The 21,574-nt window shown below is 29.7% G+C and carries 22 protein-coding genes and 1 pseudogene; 17 read left to right on the top strand and 6 right to left on the bottom strand.

Annotated elements, in window-relative coordinates; all coding sequences use genetic code 11:
* The first annotated feature begins 5 nt into the window (after positions 1-5).
* From BN2667_RS09650 to BN2667_RS05010, 8 genes are all read left to right on the top strand, one after another.
* Positions 6-257: a hypothetical protein gene (locus BN2667_RS09650; RefSeq protein ID WP_051403570.1), complete on the top strand. Its 252-nt coding sequence runs from the start codon at positions 6-8 to the stop codon at positions 255-257.
* Positions 258-742: 485 nt separating this feature from the next.
* On the top strand, positions 743-841 hold the full coding sequence (locus BN2667_RS09170; RefSeq protein ID WP_439096147.1) for a nucleotidyltransferase domain-containing protein: 99 nt from the start codon (positions 743-745) through the stop codon (positions 839-841).
* 149 nt (positions 842-990) lie between these two features.
* Positions 991-1,125, top strand: a complete 135-nt coding sequence (locus tag BN2667_RS09555; protein WP_258451868.1) for a hypothetical protein — start codon at positions 991-993, stop codon at positions 1,123-1,125.
* The gene (locus tag BN2667_RS09605) at positions 1,095-1,433 is read left to right on the top strand and encodes a GNAT family N-acetyltransferase (protein ID WP_111829051.1); all 339 of its coding nucleotides are present in this window, start codon (positions 1,095-1,097) and stop codon (positions 1,431-1,433) included. Before BN2667_RS09555 ends, BN2667_RS09605 begins: the two co-directional genes overlap by 31 nt.
* A gap of 445 nt (positions 1,434-1,878) precedes the next feature.
* Positions 1,879-3,834, top strand: coding sequence for a tetracycline resistance ribosomal protection protein Tet(T) (tet(T), locus tag BN2667_RS05020; protein ID WP_054252248.1), 1,956 nt, complete (start codon positions 1,879-1,881; stop codon positions 3,832-3,834).
* 258 nt (positions 3,835-4,092) lie between these two features.
* Positions 4,093-4,233, top strand: a complete 141-nt coding sequence (locus BN2667_RS09510; protein WP_236879656.1) for a hypothetical protein — start codon at positions 4,093-4,095, stop codon at positions 4,231-4,233.
* A 418-nt stretch (positions 4,234-4,651) separates the two neighbouring features.
* The gene (locus BN2667_RS05015; RefSeq protein WP_013669676.1) at positions 4,652-5,587 is read left to right on the top strand and encodes a S66 peptidase family protein; all 936 of its coding nucleotides are present in this window, start codon (positions 4,652-4,654) and stop codon (positions 5,585-5,587) included.
* A 344-nt stretch (positions 5,588-5,931) separates the two neighbouring features.
* Complete coding sequence (locus BN2667_RS05010) at positions 5,932-8,193, top strand: DEAD/DEAH box helicase (RefSeq protein WP_013668689.1); 2,262 nt, start codon at positions 5,932-5,934, stop codon at positions 8,191-8,193.
* A gap of 13 nt (positions 8,194-8,206) precedes the next feature.
* Here BN2667_RS05010 and BN2667_RS05005 read toward each other — a convergent pair.
* From BN2667_RS05005 to BN2667_RS04980, 6 genes and pseudogenes are all read right to left on the bottom strand, one after another.
* Positions 8,207-9,538, bottom strand: a pseudogene (locus BN2667_RS05005) (relaxase/mobilization nuclease domain-containing protein).
* 1 nt (position 9,539) lies between these two features.
* A complete protein-coding gene (locus BN2667_RS05000) occupies positions 9,540-9,896 on the bottom strand; it encodes a plasmid mobilization protein (RefSeq protein ID WP_054252247.1) in 357 nt (118 codons plus the stop codon).
* Positions 9,897-10,065: 169 nt separating this feature from the next.
* Positions 10,066-11,139, bottom strand: coding sequence for a virulence RhuM family protein (locus BN2667_RS04995; RefSeq protein ID WP_054252246.1), 1,074 nt, complete (start codon positions 11,137-11,139; stop codon positions 10,066-10,068).
* Positions 11,132-11,614 carry a ligand-gated ion channel gene (locus BN2667_RS04990; RefSeq protein ID WP_054252245.1) on the bottom strand — a complete coding sequence of 161 codons (483 nt, stop codon included), beginning with the start codon at positions 11,612-11,614 and terminating at the stop codon, positions 11,132-11,134. Before BN2667_RS04990 ends, BN2667_RS04995 begins: the two co-directional genes overlap by 8 nt.
* 8 nt (positions 11,615-11,622) lie before the next feature.
* Positions 11,623-12,171, bottom strand: coding sequence for an ImmA/IrrE family metallo-endopeptidase (locus BN2667_RS04985; RefSeq protein WP_000062395.1), 549 nt, complete (start codon positions 12,169-12,171; stop codon positions 11,623-11,625).
* An 8-nt stretch (positions 12,172-12,179) separates the two neighbouring features.
* The gene (locus BN2667_RS04980) at positions 12,180-12,581 is read right to left on the bottom strand and encodes a helix-turn-helix domain-containing protein (protein WP_000852880.1); all 402 of its coding nucleotides are present in this window, start codon (positions 12,579-12,581) and stop codon (positions 12,180-12,182) included.
* Positions 12,582-12,739: 158 nt separating this feature from the next.
* Here BN2667_RS04980 and BN2667_RS04975 point away from each other — a divergent pair, with 158 nt between their 5' ends.
* From BN2667_RS04975 to BN2667_RS04945, 9 genes are all read left to right on the top strand, one after another.
* The gene (locus tag BN2667_RS04975) at positions 12,740-13,291 is read left to right on the top strand and encodes a hypothetical protein (RefSeq protein WP_236879655.1); all 552 of its coding nucleotides are present in this window, start codon (positions 12,740-12,742) and stop codon (positions 13,289-13,291) included.
* A gap of 269 nt (positions 13,292-13,560) precedes the next feature.
* Complete coding sequence (locus BN2667_RS04970) at positions 13,561-13,971, top strand: sigma factor-like helix-turn-helix DNA-binding protein (protein WP_054252244.1); 411 nt, start codon at positions 13,561-13,563, stop codon at positions 13,969-13,971.
* 537 nt (positions 13,972-14,508) lie between these two features.
* The gene (locus tag BN2667_RS09445; RefSeq protein WP_162832783.1) at positions 14,509-14,646 is read left to right on the top strand and encodes a hypothetical protein; all 138 of its coding nucleotides are present in this window, start codon (positions 14,509-14,511) and stop codon (positions 14,644-14,646) included.
* Between the two features lie 55 nt (positions 14,647-14,701).
* On the top strand, positions 14,702-16,516 hold the full coding sequence (locus BN2667_RS04965) for a recombinase family protein (protein WP_054252243.1): 1,815 nt from the start codon (positions 14,702-14,704) through the stop codon (positions 16,514-16,516).
* Positions 16,509-16,961 carry a GNAT family N-acetyltransferase gene (locus BN2667_RS04960; RefSeq protein ID WP_054252242.1) on the top strand — a complete coding sequence of 151 codons (453 nt, stop codon included), beginning with the start codon at positions 16,509-16,511 and terminating at the stop codon, positions 16,959-16,961. The genes BN2667_RS04965 and BN2667_RS04960 overlap by 8 nt, the downstream gene beginning before the upstream one ends.
* 447 nt (positions 16,962-17,408) lie before the next feature.
* Complete coding sequence (locus BN2667_RS04955; RefSeq protein ID WP_054252241.1) at positions 17,409-19,292, top strand: serine hydrolase domain-containing protein; 1,884 nt, start codon at positions 17,409-17,411, stop codon at positions 19,290-19,292.
* A 129-nt stretch (positions 19,293-19,421) separates the two neighbouring features.
* Positions 19,422-19,550, top strand: coding sequence for a response regulator (locus BN2667_RS09550; protein ID WP_278308134.1), 129 nt, complete (start codon positions 19,422-19,424; stop codon positions 19,548-19,550).
* A gap of 481 nt (positions 19,551-20,031) precedes the next feature.
* Complete coding sequence (locus BN2667_RS04950; protein ID WP_054252240.1) at positions 20,032-20,682, top strand: response regulator transcription factor; 651 nt, start codon at positions 20,032-20,034, stop codon at positions 20,680-20,682.
* A 1-nt stretch (position 20,683) separates the two neighbouring features.
* Positions 20,684-21,544, top strand: a complete 861-nt coding sequence (locus BN2667_RS04945; RefSeq protein WP_054252239.1) for a sensor histidine kinase — start codon at positions 20,684-20,686, stop codon at positions 21,542-21,544.
* Positions 21,545-21,574 lie beyond the last annotated feature (30 nt).

Genomic DNA, 21,574 nt, shown 5'->3' with positions numbered 1-21,574 from the left:
AAACATTGCATAATGCTGCTAAGTCCATTGAGCAGAGAATTGAAGGTTTGGGGGAAATAAAAGCTCTAGAAAACGTCAGCGCTATTCGTTTTAAACAGAGCAAGGCATTTGAACTTCATAATCCCTACCCTATTATTGGAGAAGAAGGGAATAGGAACTTTGGGGATAATGTGCTATTTAAAAAAGCCTCCTTCCAAATTCCTATCGGGGCAAATGTGGCACTAACTGGAGAAAATGGTACTGGAAAACAACTCTAATCGAAATGATATTAAACCATGAAGATGGTATATCAATATCCCCTAAGGCAGAAGTAGGCTAATTTTCCTAAAATGGGTATAAATATAACCATAATCGAAAGGTTATGGAATTTATACAGGAGGATTGTGATTACAATATTTCCAAAAACCGCTCATTACTCACTTCCATGGGAATTAAAGATGGGGATATTAACAAAAAACCATCTGTTTAAGTGGGGGCGAAATTATTAAATTAATGCTGGCCAAAAAGCTTATGGGTAGTTATAATATATTATTAATGGATGAACCAAGTAATTTTCTTGATATACCTAGCCTGGAGGCACTGGAAGTGTTAATGAAAGGGTATGCTGGAACGATAATTATTTTATTTTTAGTACTGATAAATTGTAAGTGGACCAATAAAAGGGACTATAGCTTTTGATATTAAAGGGATGTATTAGTATGGTAGACAATGCTATTCAAATGGTAACAGAGAAATTATCTTCTTGGCCTTGCGTGAGAGGTATTATATTAGGGGTTCATGTGCAAGAGGCACCCATACAGAAGATTCTGATATAGATGTGGGAATTTATTACAATGCGTAATCATTTGACCTGATAGCGATTAATCAAATTGCTACAGAATTGAATGATGAAAGATGTGGAATTGGGAATGTAAAAGCCATTTTATAAAAGACTAGTTCAACAAATGGGACAGATTACTTAATAAATTATTAATTTTAGGAGAATGATAAATGAATGTAAAAACCTTTACTGCGATGACTGAGGCAGGCTTAGACAGAAAAGTAAATAATCTTTTAAATGGTAATTCTTTTGATGTCGTAGATATAAAGTATTCATCCTCAATTTTTTATATGAGGGCTGTATAGTAGGTACAATAGAATATGGACCTGCCAGTGACCTAATTAATAGTTGTACACATGGAAAATATAAGAACCTTTATGAAATAGGTACAGTTTTTGTAAGACCAGATTACCAAGGACAGGGTATAGGTAATTTACTATTGAATGCTATGATTCAAGAATTACAATGTAAAGGAATCAAAGAGTTTTGTATGGATAGTGGATATTCCAATGCACAGAAAATATGGAGAAAAAGGTTTGGTGAACCTGAATATTTCCTAGAGAATTATTGGGCAGAGGGTCAACATCATCTAATCTGGAAAATTAAGATTTGAATATATCATGTAAAGATGAATTCCTATAAAAATCTCTACGAGTTATTAGTAATATGACAAGTTAAATGCGTTAAGGGATCAAATCTTCCTTGACAAATATAATAAAAACAAATATTATAATATGTAGTATTAATTAAAGGAGTTTTATCATATGAGGCATAGTATTTTTAAATAACTATTAATAAAATAGAACAAGTACATTTTCCATACTAGTTAATATTTGTATGGCTTGTTAATTGTACTTTTATTTAAAAATATTCTCATAATAATAAATTTATATTTTTATGTATTATAAGGCATTGACCAGATTAAAGATATAGCACGATTATGCTATATCGAATTGTATATGTCATATTTACTTTAAGCAGTTATATAAAAAATAAGTTCCCCTGTGAAGAGAGTATTTTATCACAGGGGATTTTTTATATAATTATGGAGGTATAAAATGAAAATTATTAATATAGGAATATTAGCACATGTTGATGCAGGTAAAACAACTGTTACAGAAGGTTTATTATATAAAAGTGGGGCGATTAATAAAATTGGAAGAGTTGATAATGCTACAACGACAACGGATTCGATGGAACTTGAAAGAGATAGGGGAATAACTATACGGGCGTCTACAGTTTCATTTAATTACAATGATACAAAGGTAAATATCATAGATACACCTGGGCACATGGATTTCATAGCCGAAGTTGAGCGAACTCTGAAAGTGTTAGATGGAGCTATTTTAGTAATTTCAGCAAAAGAAGGAATTCAAGTCCAAACTAAAGTGATTTTTAATACTTTAGTGAAATTAAATATACCAACACTTATATTTGTGAATAAAATAGATCGAAAGGGAGTATGTTTGGATGAGATATACACTCAAATACAGGAGAAATTAACTTCTAATCTTGCAATAATGCAATCAGTTAAAATAAAAGATAAAGGTGATTTTGAATTGACAAATGTAAGGGATGATAAAGTAATTCAAAGTCAAATAATAGAGAAGTTACTGGATATAAATGATTATCTAGCAGAAAAATATATAAATGGCGATGTCATTGCAGAAAAAGAATATAATGATGTATTTTTGGATGAGATTAATAACTGCAATCTTTATCCTGTATTTCATGGTTCGGCTTTAAAAAATATTGGAATTGACGAGCTATTATTTGCCATTACTAAATATCTTCCTACCAAGAGCTATAATACTGAAGACCTTTTATCAGCGTATGTTTATAAGATTGATAGGGATGAAAAATCTAGAAAGATGACTTTCTTAAGAGTATTCAGTGGGAATATAAGGACACGTCAAGATGTTTATATAAATGGCACAGAAGAAACTTTCAAGATAAAAAGTCTGGAATCAATTATGAATGGTGAAATTGTGAAGGTAGATCAGGTTAATAGTGGGGATATTGCTATTATTTCTAATGCTAATTCTCTGAAGATAGGTGATTATATTGGTAAGAAATATGACGGGATTTTAGATATAAAGATAGCCCAACCGGCATTGAGAGCATCAATTAAACCTTGTGATTTAAGCAAAAGAAGCAAACTGATAGAAGCACTATTTGAATTAACTGAAGAAGACCCATTTCTCGATTGTGAAATTAACGGAGATACTGGAGAAATCATATTGAAGCTATTTGGAAATATTCAAATGGAAGTAATAGAATCACTACTTAAAAGCCGATACAAAATAGATGCTAGATTTGGTGAATTGAAAACAATATATAAAGAACGACCTAAGAGAAACTCTAAAGCAGTAATCCATATAGAGGTTCCACCAAATCCTTATTGGGCATCTATTGGACTGTCAATAGAACCACTACCAATAGGGTCAGGATTATTATATAAGACAGAGGTGTCCTATGGATATTTAAATAATTCATTTCAAAATGCAGTAAAAGATGCTGTAGAGAAGGCTTGTAAAGAAGGGCTTTATGGATGGGAAGTTACAGACTTAAAGGTAACTTTTGACTACGGATTATACTATAGCCCGGTAAGTACCCCCTCTGACTTTAGGAATTTAACACCATATGTATTTTGGGAAGCTCTTCGAAAAGCAGGAACTGAAATATTAGAACCTTATTTAAAATATACAGTTCAAGTTCCAAATGATTTCTGCGGAAGGGTTATGAGTGATCTTAGAAAGATGAGGGCTTCTATTGAAGATATAATAGCCAAGGGAGAGGAGACAACTTTAAGTGGAAAGATACGTGTTGATACATCGAAGTCCTATCAGTCAGAATTACTTTCTTATTCAAATGGAAAGGGTATATTTATTACTGAGCCTTATGGGTATGATATATATAATGATAAGCCTATAATTAATGATATTGGGAACGACAATAATGATAGCAACAAGGAAGGGTTAAGATATTTATTTCAAAAACAGGATGAAAATTGAGGCCTAAATATAAAATTTAAAATAGAATCGAGAAATCATAGTTTTAAAATAGTTGATGAGGGAGCATACCTGTATCAATTAGAAAACTTGAATGGTAGTACATTACTAAAAAAATGAAATTGGTGTTTTTTTACTTCTGAATGATAGGAAAAATATAATTTAGATGACAGATTTAAAACGAGTATTTGGATCAAATTGAATTTTATGAAGTAAAAGACATATATTCAAAGTGGAAATATTCTATTCAAATCAAATGAAGTGGGGGAATCCCTACGTAATAAAATTGAACATAAGATCAAGGCAGTTTTCGGGACTTTCATAAAGATTATTTTGAGGATTTCTATAGTGTTAGAACAGATTATTTTGGATTGCCCATTCTCTAAGGATGAAGTAACATAAGCAGAGACATTATCAGAAGTAGTAAGTCTATATGCTGTATTATTGACACATAATCTTGTAAAAGATAAGATTGAATACATAGATATTTATCGAAGTGAAAGTGATAAATATCATATTGTAGAGAGGGATGTATATCTTTTATTCTATATTAAACTAATATTGGCTTGAAAACTTATTTATAATAAAATAATAAATTTCAAAGGGGCAGATCAAATAATCTGGACATTTTTTTCTTGCCACCGAGGAACGTGTCATAATAGTGACAGGGTGCATAAATGTTTTAACATAAGGGTTTCAGGGATTTTTATTGAAAGCATTCATGCATTGGTTAGAGCAATTGGGTATAATTGTTGTAAGTAGTGCATGAGAAGTTATGAATTGGAATATTTAATATAACATATTCAGGAGGAGTGTTTAAATGATTGCTAATAAATTAAAAATTGGAGATGAGATAAGGGTTATAGCTCCTTCTCGAAGTTTGAGTGTAGTAAGGCAAGATACTTTTGATAAGGCTTTAACATTGTTAACGGAAAAAGGTTTTAAAATAACTTTTTCACGAAACAGTCGTGAAATTGATGAAGTGAACTCTTCAAGTATCGAGTCTCGTGTTGAAGATTTACACGAAGCCTTTTTAGATAAAAATGTTAAGGCTATACTTACCTGCATAGGCGGATTTAATGTTAATCAAATATTGGAGTATATAGATTATTCTTTAATAGAGGCTAATCCCAAAATTATATGTGGATTTTCTGATATTACTGCTTTGCTTAATGCCATTTATTCTAAGACAGGTTTAGTTACTTATCATGGACCCCATTTCTCAAGTTTTGGCTTTGAAAAAGAAACTGACTATACATATTCATATTTTGAAAGATGTCTTATGAATTCTGATAAGTATAATATAAGACCATCTAAAGATGCAAAAGAATACTATCTTATACAGGAAGGAAGTTGTGAGGGAGAACTTATAGGAGGAAACCTTTGCACACTGAATCTTTTGCAAGGAACAAAATTTATGCCTAACTTAAAGAACAAGATATTATTTTTGGAAGATGATAATATTATGGGGAATTATTTCGCTGCCGAGTTCGAAAGAAATTTGCAATCTTTAATTCAAATCTTAAAATTTAATGGAGTAAAAGGAATATTATTTGGGCGATTTGATGATAGTTGTAAAATAGATATAAATGTAATTCAAAGAATAGTATCAACTAAAAAACAACTTAAAAATATACCTATTGTATTTAATGTTGATTTTGGACACGTATTCCCCTTTGCAACATTTCCAATAGGTGGACTAGTAAGGGTGAATGCAACAGAAACTTCCATTTTATTGGAGGTAGTGAAGCATTAGTTAATAATCTCTAAAGGCATATAGAACACTTCTATCAACCATTAAAAGAGAAAAGTTAACCAAAGAGGGAGATGTTATAAATGAAAATGGAAGTTAGAAGGGTTTTAACAAAAGATGCTGATGATATAGATGGTATTATGTAAATGATGGAGAAAAACTTCCTTAGATTCCTACAAAAAACTTAAAAAATTACAACATAAAGTCTAGATTTATTGGTGAAAAAATAGAAGAAATTCTTAATAGCGATAAAATTATACATATTATCAATGCAGAGAATGTATTTTGAATAGAGGATGATGTTAATAATTTAATAAAGTAATCAAATATTAGTCTTCCAGATATAATTGTTTGATTTTCTATCCACAGGTACAGGTAAGTCATATGTTATATATGGAATAGCTCAGATTTTATTATCGGAAAAACTAGTAAAAAGGGTATTAGTTTTATGTCCTTCATTAACAATTGAAAAAGGGTTGACAGAAAAATTTGAAGATTTAGTTTCAAATCCAGAATTAAGGAATGCAATACCTGAAGAATCCAAAAATATACTACCTAGGATAATAAATGCAAATTCAACAATAATAGAAGGAGATATATGTATAGAAAATATACATGCAGTATATGAATCTACTGGATCTTCTATAAAAGATAGTTTTAAAAATGGAGGTGAAGATACACTTGTTTTAAACGATGAATCTCACCATATTTTTAATAAAACAAACGAAAAAGATATAAAAAAATGGAAAGCATTTCTTTTAAATGAAACTTATAATTTTAGATATATACTTGGATTTACAGGCACTGCATATATAGATGACGAATATTTTAATGATGTTATATACAGGTATTCGCTAAGAAGTGCTATAGATGATAAAGTTGTAAAATCTATAGATTATGTTCAGAAAGATGATGTTTCTAGAGATAGAGAATACAAATTTCAAAAAATTCATAAAAATCATGAAAATAATAAGATAAAATACAGTAAAATTAAGCCCATTTCAATTTTAATTACAAAGGATATTAGAAGTGCAAAGAATCTATATGAAGATTTTATTGATTTTTTATGTGATTTTGAACAAATAAACAGAGAAAAAGCTGAAAGAAAAGTTCTTATAGTAACATCTGATAAAAAGCATAAGGCAAATCTAAAAATGTTAGATTTTGTAGATGAGAAAGAAAATTCTTTTGAATGGATAATTTCGGTTAGTATGCTTACAGAAGGATGGGATGTTAAAAATGTATTTCAAATTGTGCCATGGGAAGATAGAGCCTTTAATTCTAAGCTATTAATTGCTCAAGTGTTAGGAAGAGGTCTTAGAATCCCACCTGAATATTCTACTCCTCAACCTTCAGTTATAGTATTTAATCACGATAGTTGGAGTAAAAATATAAAATCTTTAGTTAATGAAGTTCTTGAAATAGAAACGAAAATAATAAGTACTGTAAAATTTGAGGGAGATAGGAATAAATATAATTTTTCAGTTAAAAATTTGCTGTACGATAAAGAGGAAAAAGAAGTTAATACGGAATCTAAGCAATTAAATTATAAAAAATCTTGGAATCAAGGTATAAAACTTAAAAGTCAAATTTTATCCTCAAAAAAAGAAACAGAATATGAAAATTTATTAACGGGTAAAAATACCAATATTAAATATGACATAAAGTTGAGAACTAAAACTGTAGATGAAGTTTTAGATAAGATATACCATGAATTTAGGTTAAGAGACTGGGAAACGGAAATACTAGGTCTTGGAGATGAAGTTTATTCAAAAGATAATTTACCCCCTAGAGAAAAGTTGAAAGAAATTATTAAAAATTCTATGCAAAATGCAGGTATAGAAGGAGATATCTTAATAGAAGAAAATGCGAATAAAATATTTACTGCATTTTCAACATTATTTAGATCAAGAAGTAAAACTGTAATAAATTCTATCAAATCAACTGATTTTATTGAGGTTAACACAAATGATATAAGAGATGAAACAAGAGGAATATTATCATTTAGAACGGATTCAATGCTTTTTTATTCAGATAGATATAAAGACGAAATCTCAAATGAAGAACAGAGGGAAATAATAGAAAAATTTTTAGAAGATGATAACTTGCCAAGAAAGGCTTGCAATGAAATAAATTTTTTTGATTTTAAAACACCCCTAAATCTAGTAATATCAACAAGAGATCCAGAATATAAATTTATAAAAAAATATCTTACAGATAATAAAAATGCTCAGAAAATAGATGCTTGGATTAAATCAAGAGATATGGGATTTTATAGTATAGAGTACTCATATAAAATGAATTCTCATACAAAAATTGCAAATTTTAATCCTGATTTTATACTAAAATTAAAAAGTGATGAAGATATTTACGTTGTTATTGAAATTAAAGATAATAAAGATGATTCTGCTGAAAATAAAGGTAAAAATAGAGCGGCAAGAGAACATTTTAAGTTGTTAAATGAAAAGTTAGAAGCGTCTGGAATCAAAGAAAAGTATCTTTTTCATTTTCTAAGTCCAAATGATTATGAAATATTTTTTGAATATTTAAGAAATGACAAACTAGATACTTTTGTAAGTGAATTGGATAATTTGCTTGATGAGATATAGAAGTAGAGAAGGTTTACCTCTCTACTTCCTTTCCATAATAATTTTCATAGTTTTTCCTATATTGAACAAGGTCAGAAAATTGTTCTTTATTTAAAGAATACTCTTGCATAAGGGTGTTCTTTTTTTCTTGCAATTTATCGAGATTTGATAGTATTTCTTTTGTTTTTGGAAGCTTTTTATAGTTTTCTAAAATTTCTTTAGCAGCTATTTTGTAGACGGAAAGTTCACTATAATACTCATCTACAAATTGCTTGTCTTCAGGATTTTTCTTATGGTATTTATAGATTTCACGATACTTATTTATAGTATTTATATTTTCCATATCTTGAGATAAACTCTTCATTTCAGTTTCAATCTTCTTTATTTTATCCAACAAGTCTTGTCTATCATCAGCAGATTTTTTGATTAGATCATCTAGTTGAGTGATTGAATTAATTCCTTGTTCTCTAAGTTTAATTATTGAATCAGCCATTGTTTTGATATTGTGTTTTCTTGCCCAAACTTCGTAACCTTTAGAGGATTGTGCTTTTTCATTAGTAGATATATCAATAACATTTCCTACTCGTTTTTTAATAGGATTAGCTTTATTTTTGATAGCTAAATCTATTCTTTCTTTGATTTTTTCTTCAGTATAATCTTCTCCGATAGTCTTCGATCTTGTAAATCTTTGCTTATCTTTATGACGAAAAGCAATGTGTTTACAAAACTTAATTTCATAATCAAGAGACTTCATATTTTCTAAAAACTCTTCCCACGTTTTAGACTTATTAATCATTCTATCTATATCAAATTGCAGTTTAGACTTCCAAGAATTTCCTTTCTTATTTTGGTCATATTCGTACCAAGACTTACCAGCAGTTTTATATTTTCTTTTGTAAGCTTCATAGTATTCATCAATGACTGTAAGCTTATTTTCTTTACATAATTCGTCACTTTGATACCTGATTTTGTGGTAAGATTTTTTGTTAGATTGGTAGCATTTGCCAGTCTTGTATTTAACATTATTAAAGATTATATGGTTGTGGATATGCCCTCTATCTATATGAGTTGCAAAAACAAATTCATAATCTTCTTTTAAAATTTTCTTACATAATTCCATTCCAATTTCGTGAGCTTTTATAGGATCAACCTCTCCTGGTAGAAAAGATTGGATTAAATGTCTAGCCAAAACTGTACCTTTAGTATCATTATCTTCTCGTCTTTTTATAAATTGAATATGAGCAGTAGGTGGATGTCATTTAAATGAAGATACCAAGACTTTTTCATCAGTTTTTTCACTCTTAGTTATATAGTCTATTGCCAAATTTAGAGTTGATTTTATAGGATGTATTTTTGTAATTGCCATACTAATCACCATAATTTCCTTTTGACTTATTAAGAAGTAAGGAATGGATCTGCCATATTTCTTTTGATAATTTTTCTATCTGTTTATTCATTGATTCGATTTCATTTTTGTAAATAATTCCAGTTGTATTAGTAGCTTTTGCAATTTGGTTTATATTATTTGTTGCATTTGAAAGTAGCCATTGTAGGTTTCTAAATGGTTCTAAATCTACAACATAAATCTCTTTTTCTAATACACACTTTCTAAGAAAGTGGGACATAGTTTTACAATTAGCAAGTTTCATTTTCTTTTCAAAAACTTCCTTTTCTTCTTTAGTTAGTTTTATTTCTATTCTTTCATTTCTAAATCTATTTGCCATTTTATTCTCCTTTATAAAATATATTTCGGGGTCTTAGGGTTCTCCCTAACAAGGTAAAAATTAAAAAAATGGAGCATTCCGTAAAGGTCTGCTCCATTAATTTTTTCGTAAGTGTCCGTACACTTACTGTGCTTGCTATTAAAGTTATAAGCATTAAGCGTATATTAAGTTATTCTTCTAATTTTTTAGTATCATTTTCTAGTTCTAAGAACTTATCAAAATCACTTTTGTAAAGTCTATCTTGTATAATTCTATATTTTTCAAACTCACTCTCTGCGTGCTTTTTAGCAAGAGCTGCAGACACTTTTCCTGCATCGTTTAAGATTTCTTTATCCCATAATTGTAAAAATCCATTTAATCTTTTTTCCCAATCTTCCATAGTCATAGGGATATGCCTTTCTGCTTGTAGTTCTGCCATGTCCAAATATGATGAAACAATTCTTTGCATTTGATTTAATTCTTCTTCATTTAGATAATTTTTTGCAACAACTACATCATATTTATGAATTTTTGAATCTGGAGATCCTTCCCAAGTAGTAAGTCCCATATTTTTAGTTTTGTGGTTGGCTCTATCTACAATTAATTCAGCTGCAGTTTTTCCATGAATTGCATAGTGCAATTTGTTTTGAATAGCTGCAAAAAATCTTTTTGTTGCTTTTGCAGATGGATCATAGTCTAAAGAAGTGGCATAAATATCTGTGATTTTTTGATAGAATCTTCTTTCAGATAATCGAATCTCACGAATTTTTACAAGTAATTTTTCGAAATAATCCTTGGTAAGTTTTGTGCCAGAATTCTTGAGTCTTTCATCATCCATTGCCCAACCTTTAATTGTAAAATCTTTTACAATTTGGTTTGCCCACTTTCTAAATTGGACAGCACGTTCGTTATTTACTTTAAACCCTACTGCAATAATTGCTTGTAGGTTATAGTGTTTTGTATTATATGATTTTCCGTCGTTTGCAGTTATTAAGTATTTCTTAATAACTGAATTTTCGTCTAGTTCGTTATCGTCAAATATTTTTTTTAGATGCTGATTTATTGCCGATACACTTACATCATAAAGAGCTGCCATCATTTTTTGAGTTAGCCAAATATTCTCATCTTCATATCTAATTTCGATAGCTTCTTGATCATCACCATTTGCTGCAACAAAAGTCAAGTATTCAGCAGCAGAGGACCTAATTTGAAGTTCTTTTTTTTTCTGATTTTCGTCTTTATTTTTATCCATTTCTCTACTCATAATTTCCTCCAAGTATAAATTTCATTCTACCTTTAAACACTGGAATACTAATCAAGAATACAATTACATAATGTATAAAGGAATTTATCATCATACTTTTTGTTATTGGTAATTGATGATAAGTTTGACCTATTATTTTAAAAGCGGCTAGAGTGTTTGTTATAAAATCAAGTGCCAACCATAGGGCGACTGATGAGCCTATAAAAGCAATTATATAGTTTAAAAATCTGCTAACCTTTGGTAGCTTTCGATTTATTAAAACTAGCAATATTCCATAAATTATTACTACTGTAATTGAAAGGGGAATAGCTAATTTGCTATCTAGTTTATCTTTTATGGATATGTAAAATCCTAAACCTACAACTATAAAATCAATTAAAAATGCTGAAATTTTTACAGAGTAGGTAGTGATGAGATAATAGAAAACTATTCCAGAAAGGATTAATAAAAAATATCCTGCAATAAAAATTCCCATAGAGTCTCCTAATAATAATCATCATGTTCAGGGCGATAATTTTTAAGAAAATCTCCCTGAGGTATATTAACATTAACTGGTTTATTAAACTTGCCCATTTTTGCTAACTCAGAAATTTTTAAATTTAGTAAATTTATATCTACGCCTAACTGTCCAGCGATTTCATAATCACAAACTTGATCATTGATATTATCTAGGATATCTTCATCACTTATTAATAAATGAGCTGCAAAAATATTAGCTTCAGTTTCAAATTTATTTGTAGGGTTTAGCACTGTTTGGTCATGGAAAGCTCCGCCACTCATACAATAATCTCTGTGAAGTTGATCGTGACCTAATTCATGTGCTAATATAGTCTTTCTATTAAAATTTGTGTTGCTACTGATAAAAATAAATCTGTTCCTTTGAATATAATGGTACATTCCTAAAAGTATTTTTGTTTCAGGTAGATATACCAGGTTAATATTCAAAGCTTCTATTAATTCGATAGGATCTCGTGTCTTATATTTTTTTATAAGTCGATTAACCTTATCATATATATAGCGATTCATGCTCATAAAATCACCTAATCTTTTTTCTTACGACCATATTTCTTGTTTTCTCTTTTAGCCTCCCAATAAGCACGAGTAATAGCTTCAAAAGCAGCATCTTTATCTTCGTCAGAAATTTCTCCACCAGCAAATAAAGAGCTTAGACCTTCTGTTAATGCTCTAGCTTTTTCTAATTCTCTTTTGCCACCCATGTTATAAACTCTATTTAAAAACTCATCACTTTCTTCTAGAAGATAATTGTAATCACAGTCCATAACTTCAGCTATTTTTTTGTAAACCTCGACATCTCTTGGGTATCTTTCTCCGTCTTCATAATGTACAAGAGTTCTTGTACTTATTCCTATCATCTTTGCAAAATCTGCTTGACTTAACTTTTCTTTTTCACGAAAATCCTTTAATCTATCCGCAAAAGCCATAACTTTAACCTCCTGAACTAATGTGCATTTATAACTTTCAATACGAACAATAGTGCTTGAATTATTTTTCAATTTGAGATATAATACAAACTGAACTTATATTCATATTATAGCACAAACATTCAAGTTTGCAAATAAATTGTATTGAGGTGATTAGATTGAGAATAAGTAAAACTTTAAAGAATATAATGAACATGTATGCAGATAGCAACTTGAAATTTGAAGAAATCAGTTCAGCTGCAAAACTTATTTTAAGTTTATATAGACAAGTTACCTGGGCAGTAGATAGCAGGGCAAATTTTATGATGTTTGAGAGTAAAGAAAACTATGGATCAACTTCAGAATCTGCTTACTTGTATCTTTCTACATTTGCTCCAGAAAGAGTTGAAGAAAAGTTTAATAATAGAGTTTCCAATGTAATGGATAGTAAGCTTATGCTTTTAATAATTTATGATGCCTGTGTTAGGCTAAAAGTTTATCCAGAATATGGAGAAATATATCATAAGATTATTTATAACTACTACATTGCTGAAAAAAAGATTACTGATGAAGCTTGTATGAGAAGTGTATCTTTAGAGAGAACTGTTTATTATCAAAGAAAAAAGGAAGCAATTGCATTGGTTGGTGTAATAATTTGGGGATATACTTTACCGACTGCTATTAGCCAACTTAAAGACGGTCGTAGCATTGAAGAAATAATGAACATCTAAGAAATTAATTTATGACGAACTTATTGCGTACTATTTCCGAATGAAAAAAGTACCATATACGAATTTTATGTGTACTTAGGTGCATATATAGTATCCATGATGGGTGATCTGCACCTAAATTTAATATTGGCATTTATTGACTGAAAGAATTTATTTTCTTTCGGTCTTTTTTTATGCCCAGGAGAATATATGCATAGAATTAGAAGTCCTCCTTGTGTGAATTTTATCTTTAAATAAAAGAAATTCATGTCAACAAGGAGGAAAAATTAATGGACAAAGAATATTATTTATTTGTAGAAGGGAAGAAAGTAGTTGTTAGCAAGGAAGTATATCTTGCTTATCATAGTGAATTGAATAAAGAGAAATATCAAATGAGAAGGGACAGGTTAAATAACTGTTTCTTTTTTTGTTCCTATGATCATGATGGTAATTTTGAAGAAAATTTAGAAGATCTGGAATTTGATGTTGAAAAAATTATCGAAACAAAGGAAATGATTGAAGAAGTAAGAAGAGCTATTTCTAAACTCAACACTGTTGAAAGGGATTTGATAGAAAGTCTTTTTTATAAAGAAGAAACAATTAGAGAAGTAGCTGCTAAACTGAATATTTCTCATCCAGCAGTTATTAAAAGGCGTAATAAAGTCTTAGAAAAACTAAAGGAAATGTTGGAAGACTTTTAGATGACATTTAGCAAGAGGGTCTAATTTTCACTGTTACTTATGCAGTGGGAATTGGACCTTTTTATTTAACCAAATTTATTTTTGAAAATTGGTTACCAAGAAAGACTTCTTTTCACTGTTAATTATAAGAGGGTAATTTTAAACAATTTTGTTTCATCAAGATAAGTATTTTCTGATGGTCAAATTTTAAAAAGATTAATAACTCTCGATAAATTTTGAACCTTAACAACTGAATAGACCAAGACAAGACGTTAATCATTTTTGGAGCGTAATAACCTATCCGCCAAGATCTATCTGCTGAATAATTCGGCAAAACAAGTACTGCTAAGCTAAAAGCAAGGGTAGAAGAAAGGGAGCGATAAGTAAGAGTTTGAATATAGGGAGGGATACCCTATTCGCTATGAAGAAAATGAGGATAATGATACTTCTAAGGTTGAAGCCGGCTCATCCTGAACAGAGGCGGAGGTGAGATTCCTATGTTGCTAATCCAAGGCACTTGTCAATGTCAAAAAACTTAAATTTACATAGGAGGTTATTATGAAAGCAATAAAAGTTTATAGCATGAGAGTTGCTATGTTATGTAGACTTTATGATCTTAAATTAATTAATGATAAGGAATATACAAAAATTAAGAACAGAATAGAAAATGATTATAAGAAGAGAGATAGAAAGTAGTTAATTTTGTGATATAATAACACTGTAGAAAGATACAAAATGGGAAGGAGGTAAAATGAATACTAAAGTAAAATTAATAAAAGCTTCAAATATAGGAGCAAGAAATAGAAATGCACTACATTTAGATTTAAAACGAGTTGCAGCATATTGTCGAGTAAGTACAGATAGTAAAGACCAACTTGAATCATATAAATCGCAAGTTGATTATTACACAAATCTAATAAAAAATAATAAGAACTGGACTTTGGCTGGTATATATGCAGATGAAGCAACAACAGGAACAACTGCTACTAAAAGAGCAGATTTCATGAGACTAATAAGTGATTGCCAAAATGGAGATATAGACATGATAATTACTAAATCTATATCAAGATTTGCTAGAAATACATTAGATACTTTGAAATATGTAAGGCTTCTAAAGGAAAATAACGTTGGTGTAGTATTTGAAGAAGAAAATATAGATACTTTGACAATGGATGGAGAGCTATTACTAACAATATTAAGTTCAGTAGCTCAACAAGAAGTAGAAAATACCTCAGCCCATGTGAAAAAAGGACTGAAAATGAAAATGGAAAAAGGGGAACTTATTGGTTTTCAAGGTTGCCTTGGATACGACTATGACCCTATAACAAAAAGTATCTCTATAAATGAAGAGGAAGCTAAAATTGTTAGATACATCTTTAAAAGATATCTAGAGGGCAATGGTGGCTCAGTCATTGGTAGGGAATTAGAAGAACAAGGTTATCTCACCCCTAGAGGTAAAACAAAATGGTCTGATACTACAGTGTTGGGAATAATTAAGAATGAAAAGTATATTGGAGATATACTAATGGGAAAGACCTTCACAGTTGATCCCATAACAAAAAGAAGACTAGCAAACTTTGGTGAATCTGATAAATACCACATTGAAAATCATCACGAGCCAATTATATCAAAAGAAGATTTTGAAAAAGCACAGGAGATTAGACTCAGGAGAGCACAAAATAGAAACACCATTGCTAATAAGGATAGGAAGAGAGAAAAACTATCAAGGCAATACGCTTTTTCAAGTATGTTAGAATGTGGATTTTGTGGAGAGATACTTTCAAGAAGAACATGGCATACAAGTTCAATTTATAAAAAAATTAACTGGCAATGTGTAAAGTCAACAAAAAAAGGTAAAAAATATTGCCCTCATTCAAAGGGAATACAAGAAGCAGCAATAGAAAAAGCATTTGTTGAAAGCTATAGGCAATTATGCCATGCAGATTCAACAGTAATAGATGACTTTTTAAAAATTGTTGAAGAAGAAATAAATGATAATACGTTAGTCAAAGATTTGAAAAAGTTAGAAAACCAATTAAACAGAATCATTAGTCAAGAAAGAAAGTTAGTTGATCTTCATTTAGAAGATAGTATAGACGAAGAAGTTTATGCTAAAAAGTATAAAAAACTTACAAAGCAAAAAGAAGAATTACTCGATGAAAAGAAAACATTGGAACTAACGATAAAAGATGAAGACTCTATTAAAGAAAGATTAAAGCAATTTAAAAAGGTCTTAGAGAATAAAGAAATTATAGAGGAATTTAACAGAACAGTATTTGAAAGCATAGTTGATAAAGTCGTGGTGGGAAGAATTGACAAAGACGGAACAGTTCATCCTTATGACTTAACATTTTACTTCAAAACAGGAGTTAAAGATAGTCAAGATTCTAATAACTTTAAAGATAAAAGAAAAAATGCCAAAGACAATGACATTAATAAATTGTGTTCCTACAAGAATGACGAGGATAAAAAATTATGTTCCCAATCAAAAGACAACGCACGTGGAGACTATAGTATTGATGTCAAGAAAATAAGGGAAAAAGGGAAGGAGGGACTGAATGATTAGCGAACGATTAAAGATAAGAAAATTTACCAACAATGATCTAAGGGACCTATACAATCTACTTTCAGATGAAGATGTCATGGAATTTATAGAACCGCCTTTTTCATGGGAAAAAACAGCGAATTTTCTAAATAGTGTCGCACTTATTGATCCTCCTTTAATCTATGCGGTAGAAGATTTTAATCAGAAGTTTATCGGATATGTAATATTTCATGAGTATGACAAAGACTCCTTCGAACTTGGTTGGATACTAAATAAGAGAGACTGGGGGAAGGGATATGCCAATGAACTAACAAAAGCCTTTATAAAGCGTAGTTCAAAGATAGGGAAAAACTTGATTATTGAGTGTAACCCCAACCAAGAAATCTCCAAAGAAATTGCGATAAAAAATGATTTTGAATTTCTAGGAGAAAGTGATGGTTGCAGTGTATTCAAAAGAAGTCTTTAAATGTCAATCGAGAAATGGTCCACTTCTTTTTCATATTTAATATTAGTTTTAATACCTCTATCTTATTTCTGTCATTTATTGTAAGACATTTATAACTCATATTAACCTCTGTGTGTTTTATGCTTATTTACATTTAACACAAAGTTAGTATGAGTTTTTTATTTAGTCAAAGTGTCGCATTTAATTTTACAGACTATTAATTGGAAAAAAAATACTATGCAGAACATTAATTAAATTATCAGAGAATAGCTATTAATTATGGTTGCTTTTTCGAAGCTTCCCGAAAATCTTCAAACTCATCAACTCTGATAACTTTTTAAGTCAAAACTACATTAAGTAATTGCAAATGTTAATGAATCAAAAAAATTAATATTGATTTAATATTCGGTCTTAGTTTTGTTAATATCCATCTTTTATAATTAATTTAAGATTAAAGAGGAGGACATAATGAAAAGGAATATTTGGATATTTATCATTATAACTTTATTTTTAGTTTTACTGAGTTCTGAAAATAGTTATGCAAAAGAGTTATATAATAGAGATGAGGATATTAAAAAGATAGAAATAAACATAGACGAATATGTAGAAAAATATAAGGAAGGTCTTGTATCTTGTCAGATAGCTGTTTTTAATGGAGATAGAATCTCACTTAAAAAAACTTATGGCTATAAAAACATAAAAAATAAAGTATTAGCAGACTTTGATACAGTTTACGATTGGGGGAGCTCTTCCAAGCTTTTAGTTTGGGTCTCTGTCATGCAGTTGTATGAAGAAGGCAAGATTGATCTAGATGAAGATATAAGAGTTTATCTTCCAGATGGATTTTTAAAAAAGATAAGATATAAAGATGAGAAAATTACCATTAGAAACCTCATGAGTCACAATGCAGGTTTTCAAGAAAGTTTCTATGAAAATCAGTTAGCAAATGAAGATCAGTTATATAGTAATCTTGAAGAAGCCGTCAAATCATGTGAGCCATACCAAGCATATCATGTCGGGGAATACACAGCGTATTCAAATTGGGGGACAGCACTTGCTGCATTGATTGTAGAAAATGTGAGCAAAGAAGATTATATATCCTATGTGAATAATCATATTTTCAAACCTCTAAACATGAGTCATACCTCAATAGACCCTAAACTTTTAGATAATGACTATGTTAAGGATAAAAGAAATGACTTATATTGTTATTATAGAGGTGAAAAAATAGAAGACAATCAAGATTTAGGAATAGCTCGTTCTTACGTGCAGCTATATCCTGCAGGTGCCTGTGTAGGTACTTTACATGATTTTGCAACATTTGGACAAGCCTTTGTTTCAAAAGAAAATCCATTGTTTAAAAAAGAAGAAACCAGACGCGAAATGTTTGAGCCGACTTCACATTATACAGATAGCAATATAAGTAAAAATTGCCACGGCCTGTGGACTTTAGAATATGGAGTTCAAGTTCTAGGGCATGCTGGCAATACTATGGGATGCTCTTCTAATCTAGTTTTTGATCCAAAATCGAATACCGGTATTGTAATAATGACCAATGAGCCTGGTGAAACCATATTTAATTATGGATTGCCTAAAGTATTATATGGAAGTATTACAGATAGGAAAGGAATAGATACTAGTGGTATTTCATCCGATGATATTTCAGGTTTTTACATACAAAAGAGGAATATATCAGAGGGCATGGGTAAATTTCAGCAGTATTTTGGGGGAATCTTACCTATAAAGAAAGCGGCTAAAGACAAGTATTCACTAAATCTTTTTGGCTTTAGTATAGGAGACACAAATATTTTCAAAATTGGTAAAAATTCATATCTTATGGATAATGGAAATGGTTTAGAAATGTTTATGCACAAATCAAAAACCAAAGCGAACGATAACAGACTTGAGATGATGTCTACCGACTACGTTGCCCACAAATCGAATAAATCAATGTTTTTATTCTTATGCATAGCAATATTATTAGGAATAATAAGCCTAATTTTATTAGTTGGAAAGTTTATTATTTTAATATTTAAAAATATAAAGAATAACACTGTAAACTTCAATAAAAACATTAACCTGACACAAATATTATGGGTTACTATTACGGTTGGGATAGTATTTTATTTAGCAAGTGACAAGGTATTCACGCCCAAAAATGCAGTGATTACCGGAATCGTTATTGCAGTAATGGGACTTGTATCATTAATTAATGGACTTAAGTTGTTTATGATATCTGCTAATGGAAAATCAAGAAAAGAAAAAATATATTTTATATTTTGGGGATTTATTTCTTTTGTTTTTACAATATTTGTCATATTATTTAAGCTCTATAATTTTTGGAATATATAAGGAGATTTTAGAAAAAAGATATCGACCTTGCGATAATAGATTTTATGATGCCAAAGATAAGCGGATATAAACTCATAAAACACATTAGAGATAAAAATTATTTAGCATGAAGAAAATATTCCTATTATTGTGATTTTGGCTAAAGTTCATCTAAGTGATAGGATTTTAGGACTAGACCTAGGTGCTGATGATTATCTTACAAATTCTTTTGAGACTTTAGAGTTACTGGCAAAGGTAAAAAGGGAATTTAGAACATAAGAAATATACTTTTGGACATATCCTCACATATGAGGCTTCCTTAAAACATTAAATTTTATCCATACTGATCACTCAAGCCATTTAGAAATAATAACTTCTTTGAAAAGAAAATTAAATAGAAAATTATAAGGCTATGAGAATTAAATATTAGATTCCAAAAGACTTATTTGTAAGAAGCTTGATAAGATTAAGAGTTTATAGTAAATCATAAATTAGAAATAGACAGCTATGCTGAATACTTGGTTAAAAACTAGTAGATAAAGTAGTTGTTTACGAGGAAAAATTAAAGGTAATATTATAGTCTAGAATTGAAACTTATATTGACAAGTAGCAGATCCATAAAGGGTCTGTTTTTTAATATAAGTGATAATGGTATACTATAGATGTAATTATTGGTATAGAGTCTTAATTTTCTTATAGACGAATGCTGTAAAACAAAAATTTTTAATAGATTTCAAAGTTGATACATGAAAGGGTTAAAATGAAGAGTGTTTTGATTATAGAGGATAATAAAGAAATTGCCTCACAAATGGAAAAGTATTTAGTTAATAATGGCTATGAGGTAGAGCTTGCATCATCTTTTTACGAGGCGACCTATAAGATGAATGTAGACATTGATGTGGCGCTACTTGATATAAATCTACCAGATAAAGATGGCCAACATTTGATAGATAAGTTAAAAGATAAGGACATAAGAGTTATTGTAACAACAGTAAAAAAAGATGAAGATTTTATAATTGAATCTTTAGATAGGGGAGCAGACGACTATTTAACTAAACCATTTTCCCTTGCCATATTAAGAGCGAGAATTGATGCCGTTTTAAGGACAATAGCTCTAAGTCAAGACAAAAAAATTACTTACAAGGATATCAAAATAGATTTAAATGATTCAAAAGTTTATTTTAAGGGAAATCTGGTGGATTTAACTTCTCTAGAATATGAAATCCTAATCTTATTTATCAAAAATCCTCACCGAGTTTATACCAGAGGTCAGCTGTTAGAAATGTTTTGGGAAGACAGGGATAAGTTTGTAAATGACAATACTCTCACATCAACTATTAAGAGAATTAGAGAAAAACTTGATAAGGAAGTAATTTCTACTGTTAGAGGAATTGGATATAGGATGGATTGAGATGATATATGTATTTTGGATAATAAGTCTGGGGCTTCTTTATTATTTTTTAGAAAAAAGAAAGAAAAATAGAATAAATGAGCTTATAGTTCTGATAGAAAATATGAAAAATCAGGACTACAAAATTCCTATGAAGCAAGATGATTTTTCGATTTTAGAAGATAAAATTTATAAGCTATTTATAGAAATAGTAGAAGCCAAAGAGAAAAGTACTAAAAACAGCGAAAAACAAATTGAATACCTAGAAGACATCGCCCACCAAATTAAAACTCCCATCACATCTATGCTTTTTTCCATAGAAAATTTGGAGATGGATTTTCCAGATAATGATGATATAGAGATTTTAAAAAGGCAACTCTTAAGATTAAACTCTTTATCAGATATTTTACTCAAACTATCAAGCCTTGATGCAAACAAAGATTTAATGAAAGCAGAACAAATTCGTTTAGATGAATTAGTAGATTATGCCTTAGATAGTTTGAATATAAAGAGATCTACTAATGTAGAAATAAAGAAGAGTTTAAAAGAAAATAGCATTTGTGGAGATTTTTATTGGCTGGCAGAAGCTCTCATTAATATCATAAAGAATGCTGATAATAGACCGACTTGTGACAAAATTGTGGTTTCATCATACAAAAATCCCCTCTATACAAGCTTAATCATTGAAGACAATGGCGGAGGAATAGAAAAAGAGAAAATGAAAAAAATCTTTAAACGCTTTTATAAAACTCCCGACTCAAATGGTTTTGGAATTGGCCTTGCTATGGCGAAGACAATTGTCGAAAAGAATAACGGAGAAGTTTCTGTTTCAAATATTGATGCTGGAGCAAGATTTGAAATTAAATTTTACAATGTCACCTAAAAATCACTTTACTTTTATATGCTTACCTTG

The sequence above is a fragment of the Neofamilia massiliensis genome (assembly GCF_001299475.1).
Lineage (GTDB): Bacteria > Bacillota > Clostridia > Tissierellales > Peptoniphilaceae > Neofamilia > Neofamilia massiliensis.
The sequence above is the reverse complement of the archived record's forward strand: the minus strand, read 5'-3'. Positions and strand labels throughout refer to the sequence as shown.

Excerpts from the sequence above, each read along its gene's own strand:
- BN2667_RS09555 (WP_258451868.1), top strand. The coding sequence starts at position 991 with ATGAATGTAAAAACCTTTACTGCGATGACTGAGGCAGGCTTAGACAGA.
- BN2667_RS05015 (WP_013669676.1), top strand. The coding sequence starts at position 4,652 with ATGATTGCTAATAAATTAAAAATTGGAGATGAGATAAGGGTTATAGCT.
- BN2667_RS05000 (WP_054252247.1), bottom strand. The coding sequence starts at position 9,896 with ATGGCAAATAGATTTAGAAATGAAAGAATAGAAATAAAACTAACTAAA.
- BN2667_RS04995 (WP_054252246.1), bottom strand. The coding sequence starts at position 11,139 with ATGAGTAGAGAAATGGATAAAAATAAAGACGAAAATCAGAAAAAAAAA.
- BN2667_RS04990 (WP_054252245.1), bottom strand. The coding sequence starts at position 11,614 with ATGGGAATTTTTATTGCAGGATATTTTTTATTAATCCTTTCTGGAATA.
- BN2667_RS04985 (WP_000062395.1), bottom strand. The coding sequence starts at position 12,171 with ATGAGCATGAATCGCTATATATATGATAAGGTTAATCGACTTATAAAA.
- BN2667_RS04980 (WP_000852880.1), bottom strand. The coding sequence starts at position 12,581 with ATGGCTTTTGCGGATAGATTAAAGGATTTTCGTGAAAAAGAAAAGTTA.
- BN2667_RS04970 (WP_054252244.1), top strand. The coding sequence starts at position 13,561 with ATGGACAAAGAATATTATTTATTTGTAGAAGGGAAGAAAGTAGTTGTT.
- BN2667_RS09445 (WP_162832783.1), top strand. The coding sequence starts at position 14,509 with ATGAAAGCAATAAAAGTTTATAGCATGAGAGTTGCTATGTTATGTAGA.
- BN2667_RS04965 (WP_054252243.1), top strand. The coding sequence starts at position 14,702 with ATGAATACTAAAGTAAAATTAATAAAAGCTTCAAATATAGGAGCAAGA.
- BN2667_RS04960 (WP_054252242.1), top strand. The coding sequence starts at position 16,509 with ATGATTAGCGAACGATTAAAGATAAGAAAATTTACCAACAATGATCTA.
- BN2667_RS04955 (WP_054252241.1), top strand. The coding sequence starts at position 17,409 with ATGAAAAGGAATATTTGGATATTTATCATTATAACTTTATTTTTAGTT.
- BN2667_RS04950 (WP_054252240.1), top strand. The coding sequence starts at position 20,032 with ATGAAGAGTGTTTTGATTATAGAGGATAATAAAGAAATTGCCTCACAA.
- BN2667_RS04945 (WP_054252239.1), top strand. The coding sequence starts at position 20,684 with ATGATATATGTATTTTGGATAATAAGTCTGGGGCTTCTTTATTATTTT.